The sequence below is a fragment of the Actinomadura sp. SCN-SB genome (genome assembly GCF_043906805.1).
Taxonomy (GTDB): Bacteria; Actinomycetota; Actinomycetes; order Streptosporangiales; family Streptosporangiaceae; genus Spirillospora.
This window is the reverse complement of record NZ_JBIMPP010000022.1, coordinates 57,796-82,670: the sequence shown is the minus strand read 5'-3', so window position 1 is coordinate 82,670 and position 24,875 is coordinate 57,796. Positions and strand designations below refer to the sequence as shown.

At 72.0% G+C, this 24,875-nt stretch carries 21 protein-coding genes and 1 tRNA gene; 20 read left to right on the top strand and 2 right to left on the bottom strand.

Going from position 1 to position 24,875, the window contains the following annotated elements; genetic code table 11:
• The 15 genes from ACGWYJ_RS16775 to ACGWYJ_RS16705 all read left to right on the top strand — a co-directional run bounded on the left by ACGWYJ_RS16775 (nucleotide 1) and on the right by ACGWYJ_RS16705 (nucleotide 17,925).
• Nucleotides 1–408, top strand: coding sequence for a DUF2752 domain-containing protein (locus ACGWYJ_RS16775; protein ID WP_395106910.1), 408 nt, complete (start codon nucleotides 1–3; stop codon nucleotides 406–408).
• A 200-nt stretch (nucleotides 409–608) separates the two neighbouring features.
• Nucleotides 609–1,415 carry an indole-3-glycerol phosphate synthase TrpC gene (gene trpC, locus ACGWYJ_RS16770; RefSeq protein WP_395106940.1) on the top strand — a complete coding sequence of 269 codons (807 nt, stop codon included), beginning with the start codon at nucleotides 609–611 and terminating at the stop codon, nucleotides 1,413–1,415.
• A gap of 126 nt (nucleotides 1,416–1,541) precedes the next feature.
• On the top strand, nucleotides 1,542–2,756 hold the full coding sequence (trpB, locus tag ACGWYJ_RS16765) for a tryptophan synthase subunit beta (RefSeq protein WP_395106909.1): 1,215 nt from the start codon (nucleotides 1,542–1,544) through the stop codon (nucleotides 2,754–2,756).
• 311 nt (nucleotides 2,757–3,067) lie between these two features.
• On the top strand, nucleotides 3,068–3,886 hold the full coding sequence (gene trpA, locus ACGWYJ_RS16760) for a tryptophan synthase subunit alpha (protein WP_395106908.1): 819 nt from the start codon (nucleotides 3,068–3,070) through the stop codon (nucleotides 3,884–3,886).
• Nucleotides 3,887–4,056: 170 nt separating this feature from the next.
• A complete protein-coding gene (locus tag ACGWYJ_RS16755; protein WP_395106939.1) occupies nucleotides 4,057–4,551 on the top strand; it encodes a vitamin K epoxide reductase family protein in 495 nt (164 codons plus the stop codon).
• 82 nt (nucleotides 4,552–4,633) lie between these two features.
• Entirely contained in the window at nucleotides 4,634–5,407 is a 774-nt protein-coding gene (locus ACGWYJ_RS16750; RefSeq protein WP_395106907.1) for a DsbA family protein, read from the top strand.
• Between the two features lie 174 nt (nucleotides 5,408–5,581).
• Complete coding sequence (locus ACGWYJ_RS16745; RefSeq protein ID WP_395106906.1) at nucleotides 5,582–6,334, top strand: DsbA family protein; 753 nt, start codon at nucleotides 5,582–5,584, stop codon at nucleotides 6,332–6,334.
• A gap of 82 nt (nucleotides 6,335–6,416) precedes the next feature.
• Nucleotides 6,417–7,640 (top strand): prolipoprotein diacylglyceryl transferase, encoded by a 1,224-nt coding sequence (gene lgt / locus ACGWYJ_RS16740; protein ID WP_395106905.1) that lies wholly within the window; start codon nucleotides 6,417–6,419, stop codon nucleotides 7,638–7,640.
• Nucleotides 7,641–7,642: 2 nt separating this feature from the next.
• Nucleotides 7,643–8,341, top strand: coding sequence for a VIT1/CCC1 transporter family protein (locus tag ACGWYJ_RS16735; RefSeq protein ID WP_395106904.1), 699 nt, complete (start codon nucleotides 7,643–7,645; stop codon nucleotides 8,339–8,341).
• Nucleotides 8,342–8,429: 88 nt separating this feature from the next.
• Nucleotides 8,430–9,284, top strand: a complete 855-nt coding sequence (locus ACGWYJ_RS16730; RefSeq protein WP_395106903.1) for a hypothetical protein — start codon at nucleotides 8,430–8,432, stop codon at nucleotides 9,282–9,284.
• Between the two features lie 12 nt (nucleotides 9,285–9,296).
• On the top strand, nucleotides 9,297–10,577 hold the full coding sequence (locus ACGWYJ_RS16725) for a hypothetical protein (protein WP_395106902.1): 1,281 nt from the start codon (nucleotides 9,297–9,299) through the stop codon (nucleotides 10,575–10,577).
• Nucleotides 10,578–10,898: 321 nt separating this feature from the next.
• Nucleotides 10,899–15,455 carry a glutamate synthase large subunit gene (gene gltB, locus ACGWYJ_RS16720; protein WP_395106901.1) on the top strand — a complete coding sequence of 1,519 codons (4,557 nt, stop codon included), beginning with the start codon at nucleotides 10,899–10,901 and terminating at the stop codon, nucleotides 15,453–15,455.
• A 19-nt stretch (nucleotides 15,456–15,474) separates the two neighbouring features.
• Nucleotides 15,475–16,938 (top strand): glutamate synthase subunit beta, encoded by a 1,464-nt coding sequence (locus ACGWYJ_RS16715; RefSeq protein ID WP_395106900.1) that lies wholly within the window; start codon nucleotides 15,475–15,477, stop codon nucleotides 16,936–16,938.
• A gap of 44 nt (nucleotides 16,939–16,982) precedes the next feature.
• The gene (locus ACGWYJ_RS16710; RefSeq protein ID WP_395106899.1) at nucleotides 16,983–17,435 is read left to right on the top strand and encodes a helix-turn-helix transcriptional regulator; all 453 of its coding nucleotides are present in this window, start codon (nucleotides 16,983–16,985) and stop codon (nucleotides 17,433–17,435) included.
• Between the two features lie 55 nt (nucleotides 17,436–17,490).
• Nucleotides 17,491–17,925 carry a VOC family protein gene (locus tag ACGWYJ_RS16705; protein ID WP_395106898.1) on the top strand — a complete coding sequence of 145 codons (435 nt, stop codon included), beginning with the start codon at nucleotides 17,491–17,493 and terminating at the stop codon, nucleotides 17,923–17,925.
• Nucleotides 17,926–17,948: 23 nt separating this feature from the next.
• Here ACGWYJ_RS16705 and ACGWYJ_RS16700 read toward each other — a convergent pair whose 3' ends face one another.
• A complete protein-coding gene (locus ACGWYJ_RS16700) occupies nucleotides 17,949–18,674 on the bottom strand; it encodes a helix-turn-helix domain-containing protein (RefSeq protein ID WP_395106897.1) in 726 nt (241 codons plus the stop codon).
• A 131-nt stretch (nucleotides 18,675–18,805) separates the two neighbouring features.
• On the opposite strand from ACGWYJ_RS16700, the gene ACGWYJ_RS16695 reads away from it, so the two are divergent.
• Nucleotides 18,806–19,360: a type 1 glutamine amidotransferase domain-containing protein gene (locus tag ACGWYJ_RS16695; RefSeq protein WP_395106896.1), complete on the top strand. Its 555-nt coding sequence runs from the start codon at nucleotides 18,806–18,808 to the stop codon at nucleotides 19,358–19,360.
• A 145-nt stretch (nucleotides 19,361–19,505) separates the two neighbouring features.
• Nucleotides 19,506–20,948: a pyruvate kinase gene (gene pyk / locus ACGWYJ_RS16690; RefSeq protein WP_285694173.1), complete on the top strand. Its 1,443-nt coding sequence runs from the start codon at nucleotides 19,506–19,508 to the stop codon at nucleotides 20,946–20,948.
• A gap of 134 nt (nucleotides 20,949–21,082) precedes the next feature.
• On the opposite strand, the gene ACGWYJ_RS16685 is transcribed toward pyk, so the two are convergent.
• Nucleotides 21,083–21,159: transfer RNA gene (locus ACGWYJ_RS16685), tRNA-Leu, on the bottom strand.
• A gap of 141 nt (nucleotides 21,160–21,300) precedes the next feature.
• On the opposite strand from ACGWYJ_RS16685, the gene ACGWYJ_RS16680 reads away from it, so the two are divergent.
• From ACGWYJ_RS16680 to ACGWYJ_RS16670, 3 genes are all read left to right on the top strand, one after another.
• The gene (locus ACGWYJ_RS16680) at nucleotides 21,301–21,921 is read left to right on the top strand and encodes an ANTAR domain-containing response regulator (protein ID WP_395106895.1); all 621 of its coding nucleotides are present in this window, start codon (nucleotides 21,301–21,303) and stop codon (nucleotides 21,919–21,921) included.
• A gap of 310 nt (nucleotides 21,922–22,231) precedes the next feature.
• A complete protein-coding gene (locus ACGWYJ_RS16675; protein ID WP_395106894.1) occupies nucleotides 22,232–23,410 on the top strand; it encodes a branched-chain amino acid ABC transporter substrate-binding protein in 1,179 nt (392 codons plus the stop codon).
• Between the two features lie 117 nt (nucleotides 23,411–23,527).
• On the top strand, nucleotides 23,528–24,868 hold the full coding sequence (locus tag ACGWYJ_RS16670; protein ID WP_395106893.1) for a branched-chain amino acid ABC transporter permease: 1,341 nt from the start codon (nucleotides 23,528–23,530) through the stop codon (nucleotides 24,866–24,868).
• Nucleotides 24,869–24,875 lie beyond the last annotated feature (7 nt).

The window sequence follows — 24,875 nt, the reverse complement described above, 5'->3', positions numbered from 1 at the left end:
GTGACCGTCCCCCCGATTCAGCGGCTCCTCGGGCCGGTGGCCGTGTTCGTGGCGGGTGCCGTGGGGGCTGTGCTGGTCGCCTTCGTGGACCCGCATGAGCCCGGCCACTACCCCACGTGCCCCTCGTTGACCCTGACGGGCTGGTACTGCCCGGGGTGCGGTGGGTTGCGCATGGCCCACTCGCTGCTTCACGGAGACGTGCCGCATGCGTTCGACATGAACCCTCTGGTGCTGCTGTTGCTGCCGGTGTTCGGCTACCTGTGGGTGCGATGGACGGTCAGCGCCGTACGCGGGGTTCCCTTGCGTACCGCGCTGATCCGGCCGGGGGTTCTCTACGGATTTCTCGTGCTTTTGGGTTTGTACTGGATTACAAGAAATCTTCCATTTGCCCAGGTGTTGGCGCCGTAACGCCGTGACCGTCGCCTGGGGGCTCAGGGCGGGTGCCGGGAGCGTCCGGAGCTCCGGCTACGATCGGTGCACGAACGACCGGACCGCAAAGCCGGACCAGTAGGGGGCCCCGTGAGCGAGCTTGCGAGCGAACCAGTAGGCGCGGCAGCCCCGCTCACGGGGCCGACGGAGGAGGCCCCGTGAGCGAGCCGGAGGCGCGCGTGAGCGTGCTGGACGAGATCATCGAAGGCGTCCGGGCCGATCTCGCCGAACGGCAGCGAGAGGTGCCGCTGGACACGCTCAAACGGAAGGCGGAGTCCGTCCCGCCGGCGCGCGACGCCCTGGCCGCCCTGCGCGGGCCGGGCGTCACGGTGGTGGCCGAGGTGAAGCGCAGCAGCCCGTCCAAGGGGGCGCTGGCGGCCATCGCCGACCCCGCGGCGCTGGCCCGCGACTACGAGGCCGGCGGCGCCAAGGTGATCAGCGTGCTGACCGAGCGGCGCCGGTTCGGCGGCAGCCTGGACGACCTGGCCGCGGTGCGCGCGGACGTGGACGTCGCCGTCCTGCGCAAGGACTTCATCGTCACCTCCTACCAGCTGTGGGAGGCGCGCGCCTACGGCGCCGACATGGTCCTGCTGATCGTGGCGGCGCTGGAGCAGGACGCGCTGGTCTCGCTGGTCGAGCGGGCCGTCTCGATCGGCCTGGTCCCGCTGGTGGAGGCGCACACCGAGGAGGAGGTCGCGCGGGCCGTCGACGCGGGCGCCCGGGTCATCGGGATCAACGCCCGCGATCTGAAGACGCTGCGGGTCGACCGGAGCGTGTTCGCGCGGCTCGCCCCGCTGGTCCCCAAGGACATCGTCAAGATCGCCGAATCCGGGGTGCGCGGCCCGCACGACCTGCTGGCCTACGCCTCGGCCGGGGCGGACGCCGTGCTGGTGGGGGAGAGCCTGGTCATCGGCGGCGACCCGCGCTCCGCCGTCGCCGACCTGGTCGCCGCGGGCGCCCACCCCGCCCTGCGCCAGAGCGGATGACGGCGAGCCAGTAAAGTACGGGCATGGCTGAGGCGTCGTTGGAGGTCAGGGTGTCACTGCGCGAACGATGGCGGGCGTGGCCGACGCCTCGCTGACCGATCGTTCCGCGCACCCGAGGAAACCCTGATGACCACCGACACCCTTCCCGACTCCACCGGCCACTTCGGCCTCTACGGCGGGCGTTTCGCGCCCGAGGCGCTGATGGCGGCGCTGGACGAGCTGACCCGCGAGTTCGAGGCCGCCCGCGCCGACCCGGCCTTCACCGCCGAGCTGGACGGCCTGCTCAGGACCTACGCCGGCCGGCCCAGCCTGCTCACCGAGGCGAAGCGGTTCGCCGAGCACGCCGGCGGCGCGCGGATCCTGCTCAAGCGCGAGGACCTGAACCACACCGGCTCGCACAAGATCAACAATGTGCTGGGCCAGGCGCTGCTCACCCGCCGCATGGGCAAGACCCGGATGATCGCCGAGACCGGCGCCGGCCAGCACGGCGTCGCCACCGCCACCGCCGCCGCCCTGCTCGGCCTGGACTGCACGGTCTTCATGGGCGAGGTCGACACCCGGCGGCAGGCGCTCAACGTCGCCAGGATGCGGATGCTGGGCGCCGAGGTCGTGCCCGTCCGCACCGGGAGCCGCACCCTCAAGGACGCCTGCAACGAGGCGTTCCGCGACTGGGTCGCCACGGTCGACCACACCCACTACTGCGTCGGGTCCACGATGGGCCCGCACCCGTTCCCCATGATCGTCCGGGAGCTGCACCGGGTCATCGGCCAGGAGGCCCGCGCCCAGGTGCTGGAGCTGGCCGGGCGGCTGCCGGACGCCGTCGCCGCCTGCGTGGGCGGCGGCTCCAACTCCATCGGCGCCTTCCACGCGTTCATCGGCGACCCGTCCGTGCGGCTGTGCGGGTTCGAGGCCGCGGGGGACGGGGTGGACACCGGGCGGCACGCGGCCACCATCTCCGCCGGCCGGGTCGGCGTCATCCACGGGATGCGCACCTACCTGCTGCAGGACGAGGACGGCCAGACCCTGGAGTCGCACTCGATCTCCGCCGGGCTCGACTATCCGGGCGTGGGCCCCGAGCACTCCTGGCTGCACGACAGCGGGCGCGCCGAGTACCGCCCGATCACCGACGCCGAGGCGATGGAGGCGTTCTCGCTGCTGTGCCGCACCGAGGGCATCATCCCGGCGATCGAGTCCGCGCACGCCCTGGCCGGGGCGATCAAGCTCGGTGGCGAGCTGGGCCCGGACGGGCTGATCCTGGTGTGCCTGTCGGGGCGCGGCGACAAGGACGTCCACACCGCCGCCGAGTACTTCGGCCTCATCCAGGAAGGAGAGGCCCAGTGAGCGAGCCGGAGGGGCGCGGCGTCGCCTGGACTGACGAGCGAGGGACGAGTGAGGAGGGAAGGCGGCGCCTAGAGGCGTCCCGTAGGCGAGCGGGGGGCGCGGTGAGCGAGCCGGAGGGGCGCGGCGTCGCCTGGACTGACGAGCGAGGGACGAGTGAGGAGGGAAGGCGGCGCCTAGAGGCGTCCCGTAGGCGAGCGGGGGGCGCAGTGAGCGAGCCGGAGGGGCGCGGCGTCGCCTGGACTGACGAGCGAGGGACGAGTGAGGAGGGAAGGCGGCGCCAGGAGGCGCCCCGTAGGCGAGCGGAAGGCACAGTGAGCGAGGTTCAGGCGGTGTACGACCGGGCCAGGGCCGAGGGGCGTGCCGCGCTGGTCGGCTACATCCCGGCCGGGTTCCCCACCTACGAGGGGGCCATCGAGGCGGCGAAGGCCATGGTGGACGCCGGCTGCGACGTGATCGAGCTCGGCCTGCCCTACAGCGACCCGATGATGGACGGCCCCACCATCCAGGACGCCGTCCACCAGGCCCTGGTCGGCGGCATCCGGGTGGCCGACGTGCTCCGCACCGTCGAGGCCGTGGCCGCCACGGGCGCCCCCACGCTGGTCATGACGTACTGGAACCCGGTGGACCGCTACGGCGTGGACGCCTTCGCCCGCGACCTGAGGTCCGCGGGCGGCGCCGGGCTGATCACGCCCGACCTCACCCCGGAGGAGGCGGGGCCGTGGCTGGAGGCCGCCGAGGCGCACGACCTCGACCGCGTCTTCCTGGTCGCGCTCAGCTCCACCGACGAGCGGATCGAGCTGATCACCAGGGCGTGCCGCGGGTTCGTCTACGCCGCGTCCCTGATGGGCGTGACCGGGGCCCGCAGCGCGGTCGACACCGGGGCGCCGCGCCTGGTCCGGCGCACCCGGGAGATCCTGGCCCGCGACGGTTCCCGCCTGCCCGTCGGGCTGGGGCTCGGGGTGAGCAACGGCGCCCAGGCCGCCGAGGTCGCCACGTTCGCCGACGGTGTGATCGTGGGGTCGGCGTTCGTCCGCCGGATCCTCGACGCGCCCGACCTTCCCACCGGCCTGAAGGATCTGCGGCTGCTCACCACGGAACTCGCCACGGGCGTCCGTTCGTCTGCATCCTGACGGCGGCGCCCACCTGCCGCAGGTGGTTGGGCGGGCGCGCCGTGTTCCCAACGCGGAATTCATGGGGTGTGCTCTAAGGTGATTTCCGCCGGGCGGCGGCGTGACCCCCTCCCGGCGGTCCCTTGGACGCGCGTTCCGGTGACGGTCGCTCGCGGAAGGACTCATCAGTGATGGTGCGGCAAGCCGAAGTGCGGGACGGTGAGAACGGGTACGCGCCCGCGCCGGCGCGACCGCGGTGGTTCCTGCCCGCCGGGTGGGTGCTCACGCTCATCGGCCTGGCGCTCTCGGTCTACCTGACGGTGGCGCACTACCAGGAGGGCGCGCTGGTGTGCACCACCACCTCCACGGTGGACTGCCACTCGGTCACCACCAGCAAGTACAGTGAACTGGCGGGGATCCCGCTGCCGCTGCTCGGGCTGGCGTTCTTCGCCGGCTTCGCCGTGCTGATCACGCCGGCCGCGCTGCGCTCGGCGCACCCCGTCCTCCGGTGGGGGCGGCTGGCGAGCGTGTGCGTCGGGCTGCTGTTCGTGGTGTACCTGGTGACCGCCGAGCTGGCCATCCTGCACAAGCTCTGCCTGTGGTGCACCGGGGTGCACGCCGTCACCGTCCTGCTGTTCGTCCTTGTCCTGTCCGATGAGTTCCGGCGGATCGGCTCGGTCGACTAGCCGCCGCCGGCCGGCCGGCGGGGCCGGCCCCGCCTCGCCGCGTGAGCCCACGCCCGCGGCGTTTCCCTAGGAGAGATCCACTATGAGCAAGGCCGCACGAGAGCGGACCGCGCGGGAGCGGCTCGCCGAGGAGCGCAGGCGCCAGGCCGCGCGCGCGAAGCAGCGGCGGTTGCTGACCGTCGTGCTCGGCGCGGTCGCGGTGGTGGCGCTGATCGTGGTGGTCACCGTGATCGTCCTGGACCAGCGCGGCCAGCGCGACCAGACCGCCACCCCGTACCGCGGCCCGCAGGCACCGCTGACCCGGCAGTCCGACGGCTCGATCGTGATGGCCAAGCCGGGCGTCAACGCTCCGGTGCTCGAGGTGTTCGAGGACTTCCAGTGCCCGGCCTGCAAGGCCTTCGAGGAGAACACCGGCAAGACCGTCAAGCAGCTGGCGGCCGAGGGCAGGGCCAAGGTGGTCTACCGGCCGTTCCACCTGTTCGGCGAGCAGCGCGACCCGATCAGGAGCAACTCGCTGCGGTCGGCGGCCGCCGCCCTGTGCGTCCCGGCGCCGCAGTGGCTCTCGTACCATGACGCGCTGTTCCAGTTCCAGCCGCGGGAGGGCTCGGAGGGCTTCGCCACCGAGGACCTGGTCGCCTGGGGCAAGGACGTCGGCGTGACCGACCCGAACTTCGAGAAGTGCGTCACCGACCAGCAGAAGAAGCCGCAGGTCGACGCGATGACCACGTACGCGCTCCAGACCCGCGGGGTCAGCGGCACGCCGACGGTGTTCCTGGACGGCCGCAAGCTGGAGAACGAGCTCCAGGACCCGGCCGCGCTGCAGAAGGCCGTCGCCGACGCCAAGGGCTCCCAGTGATGAGGGCCTGGTAAAGACGGGTAAAGCCAGGTGCAGAGGGTGCCGCCCCTGGCGGTGTGACGCCATCGGTGAACGGTCGGTTCGAGTCTGACCGTTCACGGCCGGTGCGCGCATGCTCGGCGGAGGGGTTCGCTAGCCTCGTTCTTGCGAGCACGCGCATCGATCGGGGGAACGATGAGCACGTCGCGCAGTGGGGGTCTGCGCATGCCGCGGCGCCCCGCGGGGGAGGGCAGGCGCCGGGCGTCCGCCCTGCTCGGCGGGGTGGCGGTGGTGGCCGTGGCCCTGGCCGGCATGGTGACGCTCCGATGGGACGAGCGCGGCGCGGGCGGTCTCCAGGGGGCCTACGACGGGGCGCCGCCACCGGTGACGCGGGCCGCCGACGGCTCCTTCGTGATGGCGTGGGGGGACGAGAAGGCGCCCCTGCTGGAGATCTTCACCGACTACCAGTGCCCCGACTGCAAGGACGCCCACGACGAGGTGGGGCCGCTGCTCAGGCGCCTGGCGTCCCAGGGGCGGGTGCGCGTCGTCTACCGGCCGATCCAGGTCTACCGGGGCACGGACGGCGGGCCGTCGGCGTCCAACAGCCGCCGCGCGGGCAACGCCGCCTTGTGCGCGCCCGCGGCCGGCTGGCTCGCCTATCACGAGGCGCTCTTCGAGCACCAGCCCGACGAGGACACCGCCGGGTTCGAGCCGGACGAGCTGATCGCGATCGGCGAGCGGGCCGGGATCTCCGGTCCGTCCTTCCCGGCCTGCGTGACCGGCGGCGGTCAGAACGCCCGGCTGGACGAGCTGACCCGGTACGCGTTCTCCGTCCGCGGGGTGCGCGAGCCGCCCGCGGCGTACCTGGACGGCCGCAGGCTGGACGACTCCGTCCAGCGGGACGCGGCGCGGCTGGAGCGGGCCATCCATACCGCGCGTCGCCCGTGACGCCGCTATGACCGAAATGTGATCGCCCGCTCTGGCCGTCCGGGGGCCACGCGCCCCTCCAAAGGAGGTAACGTCAACGCCCATGCAGCCGGTGGCTTCCATACCTAGTCCCGCTCAGGGCGTCTGGCATCTGGGCTTCGTCCCCATCCGCGCCTACGCCCTGATGATCATCATTGGCATCGTCGTCGCGGTCTGGCTGGGCGAGCGGCGGTGGGCGGCCAAGGGCGGCCGGCCGGGCGTGGTCATCGACCTCGCCGTGTGGGCCGTCCCGTTCGGGCTGGTCGGCGGACGGGTCTACCACGTGGTGACCGACGCCCAGCGCTACTTCGGCGAGGGCCGCGACCCGGTGGACGCGCTGAAGATCTGGGAGGGCGGCCTGGGCATCTGGGGCGCCGTCCTGTTCGGCGCGCTCGGCGCGTACATCGGCTGCCGCCGGCACGGGATCTCCGTGGCCGCGCTGGGCGACGCGGTCGCCCCCGGCATCGCCCTCGGCCAGGCCATCGGCCGGTGGGGCAACTACTGGAACCAGGAGCTGTACGGCCGCCCGCTGGACGCCTTCTGGGCCCTGGAGATCGACCCGGCGCACCGGCCGCGCCTGGAGGACGGCAGCCTCGACCCCCGGTACGCCGACATCGCCACCTACCACCCCACGTTCCTGTACGAGTTCCTGTGGTGCATCGGCGTCGCCGCCCTGGTCATCTGGGCCGACCGCCGCTACAAGCTGACGCACGGCCGAGCGTTCGCGCTCTACCTGGCGGGCTACACCGCCGGCCGGTTCTGGATCGAGTGGCTGCGCATCGACGACGCCCACCACGTGCTGGGCATGCGGCTCAACAACTGGACGGCGCTGCTCGTCTTCATCGGCGCCGTGGCCTACCTCTACTGGGCACGCGGCAAGACCGGGCCGGAGCGGGTCGGCGCCGCGCCCGAGACCGGTCCGGAGGCCGAGGCGGGCGGCGCGGTCGCCGCCCCGGAGGGCGAAGCGAGCGAGCCGGACGCGGCACCGGAGGAGAAGGACACCGCCGAGGCCGCCGAGGCCCACGAGAAGGACGAGAAGGACTCGGAGCCCGCGTCCGAGAAGGAGCCCGATCCGGAGCCGGAGCCCGAGCCGGTGTCCTCCGAGGCGGAGGCCGAGAAGGACGAGGCGCCGGAGGAGCCGGAGAAACCGGATCAGCCCAAGGGGTCCATGGGATCCGAGGAACCGGAGGAACCCGAGAAGCCCGGAGAACCCGAGGCGTCGTCGGAGGACGAGCCCGCCGATGACGGCGAGGACGCCAAGGCGGAACCCGTGAAAGACCGCAAGTAGCGTTGTCGGCCGAGCACCACCATCAGCACCGGGACGTCACCGGTGGCTGGCTGCGGCCCGCGGTGTTCGGCGCGATGGACGGGCTGGTGTCCAACTTCGCGCTGATCGCCGGGGTGGCGGGCGGCCAGGCGTCCCCGGAGGTGGTGCTGCTGGCCGGGCTGGCGGGCCTGGCGGCGGGGGCGTTCTCGATGGCGGTGGGGGAGTACGTTTCGGTGGCCTCGCAGTCCGAGCTGGCCGAGGCCGAGATCGAGGTGGAGCGGCTGGAGCTGGCCCGCCATCCGGACACCGAGCAGCGGGAGCTGGCCCAGGTCTTCATCGACCGGGGCGTGGACGCCGAGCTGGCCGCCGAGGTCGCGCGGCAGCTGTCGCGCGACCCGGAAGAGGCGCTGGAGGTGCACGCCCGCGAGGAGCTGGGGGTGACGCCCGGCGAGCTGCCCTCGCCGCTCCTGGCGGCGGTGTCGTCGTTCCTGTCGTTCGCCCTGGGCGCCGCGCTGCCGGTGCTGCCGTACCTGTTCGGGACGGGGGCGTTGTGGCCCGCCATGGTCGTCGCCGGGGTGGGGCTGTTCGGCGTGGGCGCGCTGGCGTCCCGGGTGACCGCGCGGCCGTGGTGGTTCGGCGGGCTGCGCCAGCTCGCCTTCGGTGCCGCGGCCGCCGGGATCACGTACGCGGTGGGAGCGCTGATCGGCGTCAGCGGAGTGTGACGCCCGGGCACGGAGCGCGATCCGCGAATCGGGGCGAAACATCCTTTTGGACGCGCGAGCGGGCGGTGGACCGCTAAGCTCCCGGACTGTGATCGAGGCTCGTGGTACTCATGCGACCGGTTCCCAGGCGTCGCAGGCATCGCGCACCGGCCGGGCGCCGCGCCAGGAGGGCGGCGGCGACTTCTGGCCGGAGGACAGACCCCGCAGCCGTGCCAAGGACGGGCCGCCCCGGTCCAGGCTCCCGCTGATCGTCGTGGCCGTGGTCGCGGTGCTGGCCGTCGCCGGCGCCGCCGCGTTCTTCGTGCTCCGAGGCGGCGGCGACAAGGAGGCGGCGACCGGTCCGGGCAACGGCGCCAAGCTGTCCCCGACCGCGTACACGCCGCAGATAGCCGACAAGGACATGGCCAAGCTGGCGCAGCGCAGCGCCGATCAGCGGCCGGTCACGCAGGGCGAGGCGTTCCCCGCCGACGTCAAGACGGTCACCTACAAGAAGTACTCCTTCACCCTGGCCGCCTCCCAGATCAGCAACGACTGCAAGTCCGTCACCTGGGGCGCGCGGTTGCAGGCCGACCTGGCCAAGTACCAGTGCTCGCAGATCGCCCGCGGCGCGTACGTCAGCCAGGATCGCGGCCACGTCGGGCAGTTCATCGCGATCAACCTGCTGAACCAGGAGGGCGCGCAGCAGATCGTGCGCGTTCTCGACCCGCAGACCGCCGCCGGTTTCGTCTACCCGCTGGCCGCCGAGGGCGCCCCCGCCTTCGCCTCCGGGTTCAGCGCCGCGTACGCCCAGGCGTACGGGCACTACGTGGTCGTCACCTGGGTGCAGCGCGCCGGGGGAGCCCAGCCCGCCTCGCTCAACGAGATGATCGACGTCAGCCTCGCCATCGAGAAGCCCGCCGACTTCGTGTGGGGGCGGCTCCAGCTCACCGACGGGACCCGGTAGGGCCCCGCCACCGTGGACCGGAACCAGCCCCGCCGCGGCCCGCAGGAGCAGCGCGGGCAGGCCGCCCGCCGCCCGCGTCCCCAGCCGGGCCGTGCCGCCCCGCCGGCCCGCCGCCGGGGCGGTCCTCCCGAACCGGGGGGCTGGGACCAGGTCATGCCGCGTGGTCGCGTCCCGCGCCCGCGCCCGCCGGAGGGCCGCGGCGGTCAGGCGGGGCGCGGGGCACCGCCACCGCCGCCGCGGGGTCCGGTCCCGCGGCCGCGGCTCCCGCAGGAGCCCCGGGAACGTTCCGCCGCCCAGGCAAAGGGGCAGGCGAAGAGGCAGGGGAAGCGGTGGAAACGCGGGGCGTCCCCTGAACCGCCCCCGGAGCGGGCCGCCGCCGGCCGACCGCGTCCCAAGGGCGCCGGAAAGGCGCGTGGCCGCCGCCCGGACGAGGGGCGGCCCCCGCTCCACGAGAACGCGACCGGCCCCCGCCCGCGCCCGGCCGTCACCCGTGAGGATCCGCCCCGCAAGGGCCGGGGCGGGACGTCCAGGCGCTACTTCGCCGCCGCCGGCGGGCTTGCCGTGATCATGGTGGCCGCCCTGGTCGCGGTGCTGGTCCTGGGCGGTGACGAGGGCACGGGGCGGAGCGCCGCGCCGGGTCCGGTCGTGGGACGGCCCGCCGAGAGCGGCGTGTCCCCGTCGTCCTACTCCAGCAGCCCGTCCACCGGGGCGTACGCGGCGATCGAGCAGCGGTCCGAGGACGCGGCGCCGCTGACGATCGAGGAGGCGTTCCCCAAGCGCGCCCAGAAGATCGAGCTGCCGGACGCGGGGGTGGAACTCGCGTTGAAGGCCAAGCGGCTCGACGGTGACTGCGCGGCGGCCGTGTGGGGTTCGGGCGTCGGCGACGTGCTCCGCCAGGGGGCGTGCACCCAGGCCGTACGGGGCGTGTACGCGGACGCCGGGAAGAAGGCGGGCCAGGGTTACGCGCTGACCGTCGCGGTGTTCAACCTGGCCGGCAAGCAGGACGCGGACCGCCTGGTGGCCCTGCTGGGCGGCGGTGGGGGCTTCGTCCGTCCCTTGGAGGCGGAGGCTCCGCTGGACAGGTTCGGGCAGGGGTTCACCATGGCGCGGGGCCTGGCGATGGGTCACTACGCGGTCGTGGCCTGGGCGCAGCGGCTCGACGGGCAGGACGACGGGCAGATCGACGGGCAGGGAACAGCCCAGGACGAGACGCTGTTGTCCCTGCTGATCGAGGGTGGGAAGGCCCCGTCGGCGCTGGGCAGGGCCGCCCGCGCCACGCCGCCCGCGTCCTGAGCGGCGGACCGCGCGAGATTCTCCGGGGTTGCACGCATGTTTCGCCCGTTACGGGGTAAACATGGTCTGGCCGTGAGGATGATCACCGAGGTCAGGGCGATTTGACCGAAAAGTCGGCCGGTATCCTGGTCTAAACCACTCTCGGGTCCCCGGCGACCGGCGCGAGGAGTTTCGCGATCTCGGTCACCCGGGGATGATCCGGGCGTGAGGTAATGTCTTCACACCGCAGCAGGGCCAACGTCGTCCCGCGCCTGCACAAGGCATCGAAGGTGAGATTCGAGTCGCCGGCACGAGCGGCGACACGCGACGACGGGAGGGTTGATGGCCGCTGCTGCCCTCGTTCCGGGAACACCCCCTGACCAGGGGTTGTACAGCCGGGCGAACGAGCACGACGCCTGCGGGGTCGCCATGGTCGCGGACCTGCGGGGACGCCCCAGCCATGAGATCATCCGCAAGGCCCTGACCGTCCTGAGGAACCTCGACCACCGGGGCGCCGTGGGCGCCGAGCCCGACGACGGCGACGGCGTGGGCATCCTCGTCCAGATCCCGGACGCGTTCTTCCGCGAGGTGTGCGACTTCGGGCTGCCCGAGCCCGGCGGGTACGCGGCGGGCATCGCGTTCCTCCCGGTGGACGCCGCCGAGCGGGCCGCCGCGGTCGCGCACGTGGAGAGGCTGTGCGCCGAGGAGGGCCTGGCCGTGCTGGGCTGGCGCGAGCTGCCGCACGACCCCGACTTCGCCGGGCCCGCCTCCCGCAAGGCGATGCCGCACTTCGCGCAGCTGTTCGTCGCCCCCGCCGGAGACGGCCCGCACGCGGGCAAGAAGGGCCTGGAGCTGGACCGGGTCGTGTTCTGCATGCGCGAGCGCGCCGAGCAGGACGTGAAGGTGTACTTCCCGAGCCTGTCCAGCCGCACCGTGGTCTACAAGGGGATGCTGACCACGCCGCAGCTGGAGCCGTTCTTCCCGGACCTGTCCGACACCCGCTTCGCCAGCGCGATCGCGCTGGTGCACTCGCGGTTCTCCACCAACACCTTCCCGGCCTGGGAGCTGGCGCACCCGTACCGGTTCATCGCGCACAACGGCGAGATCAACACGGTGAAGGGCAACCGGAACTGGATGCGCGCCCGCGAGGCGCTCCTCAAGTCCGACCTGCTGCCCGGCGACCTGTCCCGGATCTACCCGGTGATCGACATCGAGGCCAGCGACACCGCGTCGTTCGACGAGTGCCTGGAGCTGCTGCACCTGGGCGGCCGGTCGCTGCCGCACGCGGTGCTGATGATGATCCCCGAGGCGTGGGAGAACCACACCGAGATGGACCCGGCGCGCCGGGCGTTCTACGAGTTCCACTCCACGCTGATGGAGGCGTGGGACGGCCCCGCCAGCGTGACCTTCACCGACGGCACGGTCGCCGGCGCCGTCCTGGACCGCAACGGGCTGCGTCCCGGCCGGTACTGGGTGACCGACGACGGGCTCGTGGTGCTGGCCAGCGAGACCGGGGTGCTGGACATCCCCGCGTCCAAGGTGGTCCGCAAGGGCCGGCTGCAGCCCGGCAAGATCTTCCTGGTGGACACCGCGGCCGGCCGGATCATCGAGGACGACGAGGTCAAGGCCGAGCTGGCGGCGGCCCACCCCTACGGGGAGTGGCTGCACCAGGGCCTGGTGCGGTTCGAGGAGCTGCCGCGGCGCGAGCGGGAGATCCCCACCCATCAGACGCTGGTCAAGCGGCAGCAGACGTTCGGCTACACCCTGGAGGAGCAGCGGGTCATCCTGACCCCGATGGCCAGGACGGGCGCCGAGCCGATCGGGTCGATGGGCACCGACACCCCGCTCGCGGTGCTGTCGGAGCGCCCCCGCCTGCTGTTCGACTACTTCAAGCAGCTGTTCGCGCAGGTCACCAACCCTCCGCTGGACGCGATCCGCGAGGAGCTCGTCACCTCGCTGCAGTCCACGCTCGGCCCGGAGGGCAACCTGCTGGAGCCCGGCCCGCACTCGTGCCGGCGGCTGGTGCTCCCCACCCCGATCCTGGACAACGACGAGCTCTCCAAGATCATCCATATCGACGACGAGGGCGACCTGCCGCATCTGCGCGCCCATGTCGTGCACGGCCTGTACGAGGTCGCCGGCGGCGGCCGGGCCCTGGAGCGGCGCCTCGAGGAGATCTGCGCCGAGGTGTCGCGGGCCATCGCCGACGGCGCCGGGACCATCGTGCTGTCGGACCGCGGCTCGGACGCCGAGCGCGCCCCGATCCCCTCGCTGCTGCTCACCGGCGCCGTGCACCACCACCTGATCAGGGAGAAGACCCGTACCCGGGTCGGCCTGGTGGTGGAGACCGCCGAGGCCCGCGAGTGCCACCACATGGCGCTGCTCATCGGCTACGGCGCGTCGGCGATCAACCCGTACCTGGCGATCGAGACCGTCGAGGACCTGATCGCCACCGGCGCGATCGAGGGCCTGGACCCGGCCAAGGCCGTGCGCAACCTGATCAAGGCGTACGGCAAGGGCGTGCTGAAGATCATGTCCAAGATGGGGGTCTCCACCGTCGCCTCCTACACCGGCGCGCAGATCTTCGAGGCGATCGGGCTCGGCGCGGAGGTCATCGAGCGCTGCTTCACCGGCACCACCTCCCGGCTCGGCGGCGTCGGCTTCGACGTGCTGGCCCGCGAGGTCGCCGAGCGGCACCGCCGCGCCCACCCGCCGGGCGGCAACGAGCCCGCGCACCGCACCCTGGAGGTCGGCGGCGAGTACCAGTGGCGGCGCGAGGGCGAGCGGCACCTGTTCAACCCCGAGACGGTGTTCAAGCTCCAGCACGCCACCCGGACCCGCCGCTACGAGATCTTCAAGGAGTACACCTCCTCGGTGGACTCGCAGGCCGCGGCGCTGATGACGCTGCGCGGCCTGTTCGACCTGCGCGAGGGCGAGCGCCCGCCGGTGCCGATCGAGGAGGTCGAGCCGGTGTCGGAGATCGTCAAGCGGTTCTCCACCGGCGCGATGTCGTACGGGTCGATCTCGGCGGAGGCGCACGAGACGCTGGCGATCGCGATGAACCGGCTGGGCGGCAAGTCCAACACCGGCGAGGGCGGCGAGGACCCGGAGCGGTTCACCCCCGATGAGAACGGCGACCTGCGGCGCAGCGCGATCAAGCAGGTGGCCTCCGGCCGGTTCGGCGTGACCTCGGAGTACCTGACCAACGCCGACGACCTGCAGATCAAGATGGCGCAGGGCGCCAAGCCTGGCGAGGGCGGGCAGCTGCCCGGCCACAAGGTCTACCCGTGGATCGCCAAGACCCGGCACTCCACGCCCGGCGTCGGGCTGATCTCGCCGCCGCCGCACCACGACATCTACTCGATCGAGGACCTGGCCCAGCTCATCCACGACCTGAAGAACTCCAACCCGTCCGCGCGGGTGCACGTGAAGCTGGTCGCCGAGGTGGGCGTGGGCACGGTCGCGGCCGGGGTGTCCAAGGCGCACGCCGACGTGGTGCTGATCTCCGGGCATGACGGCGGCACCGGCGCGTCCCCGCTGACCTCGCTCAAGCACGCCGGCGCGCCCTGGGAGCTCGGCCTGGCCGAGACGCAGCAGACGCTGCTGCTCAACGGGCTGCGCGACCGGATCGTGGTGCAGGCGGACGGGCAGATGAAGACCGGCCGGGACGTGATCATCGCGGCGCTGCTGGGCGCCGAGGAGTACGGCTTCGCCACCGCGCCGCTGGTGGTGTCCGGCTGCGTGATGATGCGGGTGTGTCATCTGGACACCTGTCCGGTCGGCGTCGCCACCCAGAACCCGGTGCTGCGCCGGCGGTTCAGCGGCAAGGCCGAGTTCGTGGTCAACTTCTTCGAGTTCGTCGCCCAGGAGGTCCGCGAGTACCTGGCCGCGCTCGGGTTCCGGTCGCTGGACGAGGCCATCGGGCATGTCGAGATGATCGACGCGCGGCGGGCGGTGGAGCACTGGAAGGCCGCCGGGCTCGACCTGTCGCCGATCCTGTACCGTCCCGAGCTGCCCGAGGGCGCGGCGCTGCGCCGCACCACCTCCCAGGACCACGGCCTGGAGAAGGCGCTGGACAACACGCTGATCCAGCTCGCCGAAGGCGCGATCGCGTACGGCGACAAGGTGACCCTGGAGCTGCCGATCCGCAACGTCAACCGCACCGTCGGCACGATGCTGGGCCACGAGGTGACCAAGAAGTGGGGCGGCGAGGGCCTGCCCGACGACACCATCGACGTCACCTTCACCGGCTCGGCGGGGCAGTCGTTCGGCGCGTTCGTCCCGCGCGGCGTCACGCTGCGGCTGGTCGGCGACGCCAACGACTACGTCGGCAAGGGCCTGTCGGGCGGGCGGCTCACACTGAGGCCGCCCGCGGACGCGCCGTTCGCCGCCGAGCAGCAGATCATCGGCGGCAACGTGATGCTGTACGGCGCCACCTCGGGCGAGCTGTTCGCGCGGGGCGTGGTGGGCGAGCGGTTCTGCGTCCGCAACTCCGGCGCCACCGCCGTCGTCGAGGGCGCGGGCGACCACGCCTGCGAGTACATGACCGGCGGGCGCGCGGTGATCCTCGGCCCGACCGGGCGCAACGTGGCGGCGGGCATGTCCGGCGGCATCGCCTACGTGCTCGATCTGGTCGCCGAACGGGTCAACAAGGAGATGGTGGACCTGGAACCGCTCACCGAGGAGGACGCGGAGTTCGTCCGCGTCCTGGTGGAGCGGCACCTGGCCGAGACCGGCTCCACGGTGGCCGAGAAGCTGCTGGCCGAGTGGGAGACCGCGGCCGGGCGGTTCACGAAGATCATGCCGCGGGACTACCGGCGCGTCCTGGAGGCCAAGGCGAAGGCCGAGGCCGAGGGCCGGGACGTCGACGAGGCCATCATGGCCGCGGCCCAGGGCTGAGAGAGGGGGCGAGCACACCATGGCCGACCCGAAGGGTTTCCTGACCGTCCAGCGCGAGCTCCCGAAGCGGCGCCCGGTGGACGTGCGCATCAAGAGCTGGTCGGAGGTCTACGAGGACTTCGGCGGGGACCGGCTCGAGAAGCAGGCGAGCCGCTGCATGGACTGCGGCATCCCGTTCTGCCACCAGGGGTGCCCGCTGGGCAACCTCATCCCCGAGTGGAACGACCTCGTCTACCGCAAGGACTGGCGGGAGGCGATCGAGCGGCTGCACGCCACCAACAACTTCCCCGAGTTCACCGGGCGGCTGTGCCCCGCGCCGTGCGAGAGCGCGTGCGTGCTGGGCATCAACCAGGACCCGGTGACGATCAAGCGGGTCGAGGTGGAGATCATCGACCGGGCCTTCGCCGAGGGCTGGGTGGAGCCGCGGCCGCCCGCGGTCCGCACCGGCAAGAAGGTGGCGGTCGTCGGCTCGGGGCCGGCGGGGCTCGCCGCCGCGCAGCAGCTCACCCGCGCCGGGCACGACGTCACGGTGTACGAGCGCGCCGACCGGATCGGCGGCCTGCTGCGCTATGGCATCCCCGAGTTCAAGATGGAGAAGCGGCACCTCGACCGGCGCATCGGGCAGATGCGCGCCGAGGGCACCGAGTTCCGGACCTCGGTGAACGTCGGCGCCGACCTCACCGCCGACGAGCTGCGCGCCGGCCATGACGCGGTCGTGCTGGCCGGCGGCGCCACGGCCTGGCGCGACCTGAACGTCCCCGGGCGCGAGCTCAAGGGCGTCCACCAGGCTATGGAGTACCTGCCCCCGGCCAACCGGGTGCGGGAGGGCGACTTCCCCGAGTCCCCGATCTCCGCCGCGGGCAAGCACGTGGTGGTCATCGGCGGCGGCGACACCGGCGCCGACTGCATCGGCACCGCGATCCGGCAGGGCGCGAAGTCCATCACCCAGCTGGAGATCATGCCGCGGCCGCCGCGGACCCGGCCCGACCACCAGCCGTGGCCGACGTACCCGATGCTGTTCAAGATGGAGAGCGCCCACGAGGAGCTCGCCGACATGGGCGGCGAGCGGATGTACGCGGTGTCCACCACCGAGTTCCTCGGCGACGAGGACGGCAACGTCCGCGCCCTGAGGCTGGTGGAGGTCGGCGGGCCCGAGACCGGCTTCAAGCCCGTCGAGGGCTCCGAGCGGGAGATCCCCGCCGAGCTGGTCACCCTGGCCATGGGATTCCTCGGGCCGCAGCGCGAGGGCCTGCTGGAGCAGCTCGGCGTCGAGCTCGACCAGCGCGGCAACGTCGTCCGCGACGCCGACTACCGGACCTCGGTGGACGGGGTCTTCGTGGCCGGCGACATGGGCCGCGGCCAGTCCCTGATCGTCTGGGCGATCGCCGAGGGACGGGCCGCCGCGCACGGCGTCGACAAGTTCCTGCGCGGGGAGACCGCGCTGCCGTACCCGATCCCGCCCACGGCGCGCCCGATCTCCTGACCGCGACCGCCGTCCCGTCCGGGGCGTGTGGGACGATCGCGCCCATGCGAGGCGCGCCGGCCCCCCACGCCCCGGACACAGGTGTGCTCCGGCGGCTGAGGGTCGCCAAGGACGTCATGGACCGTGAATGGTCCCGTCCACTGGACGTGGCGGAGGTGGCGGCACGCGCGGGCTACTCGCGCTATCACTTCGTCCGGCTCTTCCGGGACGTGTACGGGGAGACGCCCGGCCGGTATCTCGCCCGCAGGCGCATCGAGCGAGCCCAGGAGCTGCTGCGCTCGGCCAACCTCACGGTCACCGAGGTCTGCCTGATGGTGGGCTTCACCAGCCTCGGCACGTTCTGCACGCGGTTCAAGCGGCAGGTGGGGATGACGCCCGGCGAGTTCCGCGAAAGCACCCGCAGGTCCGGTGCGGCGCCGATACCGGGATGCTTCGTACTGTTCTGGGCGGGTGGCTTCCGCCATGACGCGGGCGGGCCCTCCGGGCGGCAATTTTGAAGAAGCCGGTCCGCTCCGCCCTCTCCTAGCGTGGTGCCCGCGAAAGGAGAACATCATGATCAAGGCATTCGGCATCGCCACCATCTGGTGCCTGGACCAGGACTCGGCCAAGGAGTTCTTCGTCGGCAGGCTCGGCCTCGAAGAGCGCGCCGACCTGCCCATGGGGGAGGGCGGCATGCGGTGGGTGACCGTCGGCGCGAAGGGCCAGCCCGACGTGCAGCTCACGCTGATGGTGCCCGGCCCGCCGTCGCTGGACCCCGAGTCCGCCGAGCGGCTGCGCGCCCTGATCGCCAAGGGCGTCCTCGGCGCCGGGGTGTTCATCACCGACGACTGCCAGGCCGAGTACGAGCGGCTGTCGGCCAAGGGCGTCACCTTCGTCCAGGAGCCGCAGAAGCGGCCGTACGGCGTCGAGGCGATCTTCCGCGACGATTCCGGCAACTGGTACAGCCTCAACGAACCCTTCGACCGGGTGGACCAAGGCCGGCCCTGAGGCCGGGCGCGGCCGGCGGGCCGTTAGCCGCCCGGCGTCCCCGGCTGGAGCAGGGCCCGGATCGGGGTGCCGGCCAGGGCGCGTACCTCGTTGGCCATGTGCGCCTGGTCGGCGTAGCCGGTGGCGTACGCGACGTCCGCGAGGGGACGCCCCGCACGGGCCATCTCCAGCGCGCGCTGGAACCTCAGCACGCGCTGCAAGGTCTTCGGCCCGTAGCCGAAGGCCGCGAGCGACCGCCTGCGGAGCTGGCGGTCGCCCAAGCCGATGTCGTCGGCCACCTCGCGTACGGTCCGGGACCGGAGGCCGTCCACGATCGCGGGAACCAGCGGGTCGGGGTCCGAGGTGGCCCTGGCCAGGACGGCGCGCACCAGGGTGCCGTGCGGGTCGCCGGACGCGGCGACGGCCTCGGCGAGGCGGTCGGCGTCCGCGCCCCACAGCTCGCGCAGGGGCGGGCGGCCGTCGCGTACCGCGTCGGAGGGCACGCCCAGCACCGGCGGCGCCGTTCCCGGGCGGAACCGCACCCCGACCAGCCGGTCGCCCGGCAGCAGCGTGGCGGGGTTGGGCCCGGTGTCGGGGCCCGCCACCATGATCGCGCCGTCCCGGCTCCACCAGATCAGGTCGACGCAGCCGTCAGGGACCACCGGGTGCGGGTACGGCCGCTCGGCGCCGCCGGGCGTTTCCTGCGTCCACAGGCAGGCCAGGCCGCTCCCCGGCGGGGCGGGGAACTCGCGATACCGGGCGGCGTCCACGATCCCCTGCTTACCACCCGCCTCCGACACGGACCAGGGGCCGCGGCCGAATAGCGCCCGCCTGGCTGGGCAGGGGGCGACGAGTGGGGCCCGCACACCGGTGGGACCCGAACGCGGAGGGGAGAGAGGACATGGCCAACGAGCTGCAGGGCAAGACCATCGCCTTCCTGGCGGCGCCCGAGGGCGTCGAGCAGGTCGAGCTGACCGAACCCTGGCGCGCCGTCGAGCGGGCCGGCGGGGAGCCGCGGCTGGTCTCCACCCGGCCGGGACGGATGCAGGCGTTCAACCACTTCGACAAGGGCGACACCTTCGAGGTGGACGCCACCGTCGACGGCGCGAGCCCGGACGACTTCGACGGGCTCGTCCTTCCGGGCGGCGTCGCCAACCCCGACTTCCTGCGGACGCGGCCCGAGGCGGTCGCGTTCGTCAGGCGGTTCTTCGAGGCGGGCAAGCCGGTCGCCGCCATCTGCCACGCGCTGTGGACGCTCGCCGAGGCGGGGGTCGCGCGGGGCCGCCGGCTGACCTCCTGGCCGAGCCTGCGCACCGATCTGCGCAACGCGGGCGCCGACTGGGTGGACGAGGAGGTCGTCGTGGACGAGTCCGGCCCCAACGTCCTGGTCACCAGCCGCAAGCCCGACGACCTCAAGGCGTTCTCGCAGGCCGCCGTCGAGGCGTTCCAGCGCTGACCGGGGGCCGCTCAGGGCCGTCCCCGGCGGCGGGGACGGGCCCCGCCCGGTGGTCTAGACCTTGAGCTAGACCACTCGGTGAATCTTTCGCGACCGTATCCTGCGCGAATGTACGTACCGGCAGGTAACTAAGTAGCGTTGTGGTGTGACCCGTCGAGCGAAGATCGTCAGTACCATCGGCCCCGCCTGCTCCAGTGCCGAGCAGATCCACGCCCTCGTCGAGGCCGGTGTCGACGTCGCCAGGCTCAACCTGAGCCATGGCGACCACTCCGTCCACGAAGAGGTGTACCACCGGGTGCGGGCCGCGGCCACGGCGACCGGGCGCGGCGTCGGCGTCCTGGCCGACCTCCAGGGGCCCAAGATCCGCATCGGGCGGTTCCCGGACGGTCCGGTACGGCTCACCCTCGGCGACGACTTCACCATCACCACCGAGGACGTTCCGGGCACCCGCAAGGAGGTCTCCACCACCTACAAGGGCCTGCCGGGCGACGTCGCGCCCGGCGACACGGTGCTGATCGACGACGGCCGGGTGGCGCTGCGGGTGGTCGAGGTCGACGGCCCCAGGGTCCGCACCTCCGTCGAGGTCGGCGGGATGATCTCCGACTCCAAGGGGCTCAACCTGCCCGGCGTTCCCGTCAGCGTGCCCGCCCTCACCGAGAAGGACGAGGCCGACCTGCGCTGGGCGCTGCGCCTGGGCGTCGACATGGTCGCGCTGAGCTTCGTCCGCACCCCCGCCGACGCCGACATCTGCTACCAGATCATGGAGGAGGAGGGCGTCCGCGTCCCGCTGATCGGCAAGATCGAGAAGCCGCAGGCCGTCGATCTGCTGCCGGAGATCGTCGCCGCCTTCGACGGCATCATGGTCGCCCGCGGCGACCTGGGCGTGGAGCTGCCCCTGGAGGCCGTCCCGATCGTGCAGAAGCGCGCCATCGAGCTGTGCCGCGAGAAGGCCCGCCCGGTCATCGTCGCCACCCAGATGCTGGATTCGATGATCTCGGCTCCGCGTCCCACCCGCGCCGAGACCTCCGACGTGGCCAACGCCGTCTTCGAGGGCGCCGACGCGGTGATGCTCTCCGGCGAGACCAGCGTGGGCCAGTACCCGATCGAGGCCGTGCGGACCATGAGCCGCATCGTCACCGCCGCCGAGGGCGCCGCGCTCGAGGCGACCCACACCCTCGACCGCAAGCCGGAGACCGTCGGCGGCGCCATCGCCCGCGCGGCGGCCGAGGTCGGCGCGATCGTCGGCGCGGAGGCGCTGGTCGCCTTCACCATGTCCGGCGAGACCGCCCGCCGCCTGTCGCGCTACCGCTCGCCCATCCCGCTGCTGGCCTTCACCTCGGTGCCCGCCGTCCGCGGCAAGCTCGCGCACGTGTGGGGCGTCGAGACGCACATCGTCCCGTTCGCCAACCACACCGACGAGATGGTCCGCCAGGTCGAGCAGGGCCTGCTGGAGTCGGGGCGCGTCCAGAAGGGCGACAAGGTCGTCATCGTCGCCGGCTCCCCGCCCGGCACCCCCGGTTCCACCAACGCCCTGAGAGTCCATCGCATCGGCGACGCGATCGCCCAGGCGACCGGCGGGGGCAACTGACGCACCCTCGCGCGCGGCCACCCGTCCGCGTGGCCGCGCGGGTGCCTCAGGGGAGATGGGCCGGGCGTGGGGCGCATCCGGCATCATCCGCCGCACGATGGGCGGCCGCCGGTGATCGGACGGTCGTCGTTGGCTGGTGCCCCGAGTGGGATTCGAACCCACACTGGATGTGGTTTGAGCACATTGCCTCTGCCGGTTGGGCTATCGGGGCATCTCTTCGTATATGTATTACCGAAATATCAGAATAAATCGGACGTCTGGAGTAGTCATGCGGAAGCCGCGAGGAACCTCCCTGGAAGGGCGTTCCCCGGCAGACCTGGCCAAGACCAGGGTAGCGGGTCCCGGTAGTCTCGTGCGCGTGACGGAGAGCGCTCGGCGAGTTGTGATCGCAGAAGACGAGGCCCTGATCCGGCTCGATCTCAAGGAGATGCTTCAGGAGGACGGCTATCAGGTCGTCGGCGAGGCCGGCGACGGGGAGACCGCCGTGCGGCTGGCGGCCGAGCACCGGCCGGACCTGGTGATCCTGGACGTCAAGATGCCCGTGCTCGACGGGATCTCCGCGGCCGAGCGGATCTCCGCGGAGCGGATCGCGCCGGTGGTGATCCTGACCGCGTTCTCGCAGCGCGAGCTCGTCCAGCGGGCCACCGAGGCCGGGGCGATGGCGTACCTGGTCAAGCCGTTCAGCAAGACGGACCTCGCGCCGGCGATCGAGATGGCGGTGAGCCGGTACACCGAGCTGCGGGCGCTGGAGGCCGAGGTCGCCAACCTCCAGGAGCGGCTGGAGACCCGGAAGGTGATCGACCGGGCCAAGGGGCTGCTGCAGCAGGCGAACGGATGGAGCGAGCCCCAGGCGTTCCGGTGGATCCAGAAGACGTCGATGGACCGGCGGCTGACGATGCGGGCGGTCGCGGACGCCGTGGTGGCGGGAGCGCTGGGCGGGCGGCAGGAGGGGGACGCCGAAACGAAGGCGTGACCTCCGGGTTCCGTGTGCCGCGGGCCATGCCCGGTCCCGAGGCCGGCCGGCCGCCGCGGGCGCCTCACCGCTCGCGCAACGGGTCGTTACCGTCCGTAATCGTGCGTGGCCACGGGTGCTATCCGATGGGCACGGGGGCGTAACGAAGGGGTAACCCTTCATCTCAGAGGTGCTGATCTGTGGTCCCGGGTCGGTGTACTACGGACTGGTCCCCGAGTGACCGCTTTGCCCTTCTCTTGACGGGAGTGCGGTCCCCCGGGCTCCACTCGTACCCGATCCGTGGTGGATCCGGATGGAAAGGTTAGGCACCTTGCGGCGCAACTTGATGAGGGTCACCGGCGCTGTGGCGCTGAGTGCGGCGCTCGCGCTCAGCGCGGCCGCGTGCGGCGACGACGAAGGCGGGGGCAGCGGTGGCGGCGACACCGTCACGATCGGCTTCATGGGTGACCTGACCGGGGAGAACTCCGGCCTCGTCATCCCGCCCAAGCAGGGCGCTCAGATGGCCATCGAGGAGTACAACGCCACCAACCCCAAGGTCAAGATCAACTTCAAGACCTACGACAGCCAGGGCAAGGGCGAGCAGGCGCTGCCGCTGGCCAAGACCGCGATCACCAAGGACAAGATCGTCGGCCTGATCGGTCCCGCGTTCTCCGGCGAGAGCCAGCAGGTGGGACCGGCCCTGGAAGAGGGCAAGATCCCGTCGGTGTCGCCCTCGGCGACCAACTCGGCGCTGACCAAGAACGGGTGGAAGTACTACCACCGGATCGTCGGCAACGACGACGCCCAGGGCGCGGCGGTGGGCCAGTTCATCACGAACTCCCTCAAGGCCAAGAAGGTCTTCGTCATCCACGACAACTCCGAGTACGGTAAGCCGCTGGCCACGACGGTCGAGAACACCGCCAAGAGCGCCGGCGCGACGACCGAGGTCAGCGCGATCGACCCGGAGGCGTCGGACTACTCGGCGTCGGTGAACGCGGCGAAGAGCTTCGCCCCCGACGCCATCTTCTTCGGCGGCTACTACGCGGCCGGCGGCAAGCTGATCAAGCAGCTGCGCGAGGGCGGCGTCGACGCCCGCTTCCTGTCGGGCGACGGTTCCCTGGACAAGGGCCTGGCCAGCGGTGCCGGCGGCACCAACGCCGACGGCTCGATCATCGCCTGCCCGTGCCTGATCGACCCGACCGGCAAGGCCAGCGCGGCGTCCAAGAAGTTCTCCGACGCCTACAAGGCCAAGTACGGCTCGGAGACGGCGATCTACTCGGCCGAGGGCTACGACGCGGCGACCGCGTTCATCGAGGCGATCAAGGCGGGGAACACCACCCCCGAGAAGATCAACGAGTTCCTGTCGACGGTGGACGTGCCGGGCGTCTCCAAGCCGATCAAGTTCACCCCGCAGGGTGACCCGGCGGTCGCGGACGTCTACGTCTACCAGGTCACGGGCCAGACGCTGCCGCTGCTCGGCAACGCGAAGGACGCGAAGGTCGAGGATTAGTCATCGTCCGTTCGCCTGACCGGCGGGGTTCGTTCGCCTACCGGCGGGCGGCTTGAACGACGCAGGAGCGGGAGTGCCAGAAGTGCTCCCGCTCCTCCGATGAAGGCGGCCTGACAAGTGCTCAACGATTTCATTGATCAGTTCTGGCCGTCCACGGTGGACGGCATCTCGCTCGGCGCCATCTACGCCCTCGTGGCGCTGGGTTACACCCTGGTCTACGGCGTCCTGCGATTGATCAACTTCGCGCACTCCGAGATCTTCATGATCGGCACCTTCACCGCGATCGGCGCGGTGGAGATCATGGGCATCACCACTCCGGTCGGGACGGTGACGCTGATCGGCGTCGTCCTGGTGCTGGCGCTGTGCGCGGGACTGGTCTCGGGCGGTGCGGCGATCCTGCTGGAACTGGTGGCGTACCGGCCTCTGCGGAAGAAGGGCGCGTCGCGGCTCGCGGCATTGATCTCCGCGATCGGCGCCTCGCTGTTCCTCCAGCAGTTGTTCGCCCTGGTGGTGATCCCGAGGTTGTTCGACCGCCCGAAGGAGGGCGGCCGGCTGCCGGTGCAGTCGAACGACTTCGTCAACCCGGTGAACCTGTTCACGGTCCGCTTCGAGGTGGACGTGGTGCGGCTGGTGGCCCTGCTGGGCCTGGCCGCGTTCGTCGCCGGCCTGGTGTGGCTCTACCTGGACTTCCGCGGGGCGCGGCGGTCCTCGGCGCGCGCCGAGGACGAGGAGTACCTCGCCGGCATCATGGCGGGTTCCGCGTCCCGCGACGACACCCCTCCAGGCGGCGGCACGGCGACCCTGACCAAGGAGCCCGAGACGGGCCGGGCGCCGGCGCCCACCGCCAAGCCCACCTTCCGGACGGCGCTGACCCGGCGGACCTCGGGACGGCTGCTGCTGGGCGGCGCCGCCGTCGGGGTCGTGGCCTACGTGCTGTCGCTCTTCGTGTCGATCGGGAACCTGTTCACCTTCGGCACGATCGACGTGCGCAGCGACAAGCTGATCATGGTGATCGGCGCGATCCTGATGATGGTCCTGCTGGACGTCTTCGTGAACCGGACCAGGCTGGGCCGGGGCATCCGGTCGACGGCGCAGGACCCCGAGACCGCGGTCCTGATGGGCGTCAACATCGACCGTGTCGTCATGGCGACGTTCGCGCTGGGCGGCGCGATGGCCGGTGTGGCCGCCGCCCTGTACATCATGCGCTTCGAAGAGGCGCACTACATGGTCGGGTTCCTGCTGGGGATCAAGGCGTTCACCGCGGCCGTGCTCGGCGGCATCGGCAACCTGCGGGGCGCCCTGGTCGGCGGCATGACGCTGGGGCTGCTGGAGATGTACGGATCCTCGGTCTTCGGGTCGGACTGGCGTGACGTGGTCGCGTTCGTCGTCCTGGTCCTGGTGCTGATGTTCCGCCCGACCGGCATCCTCGGCGAGTCGTTGCAGAAGGCCCGAGCATGACCGGGCC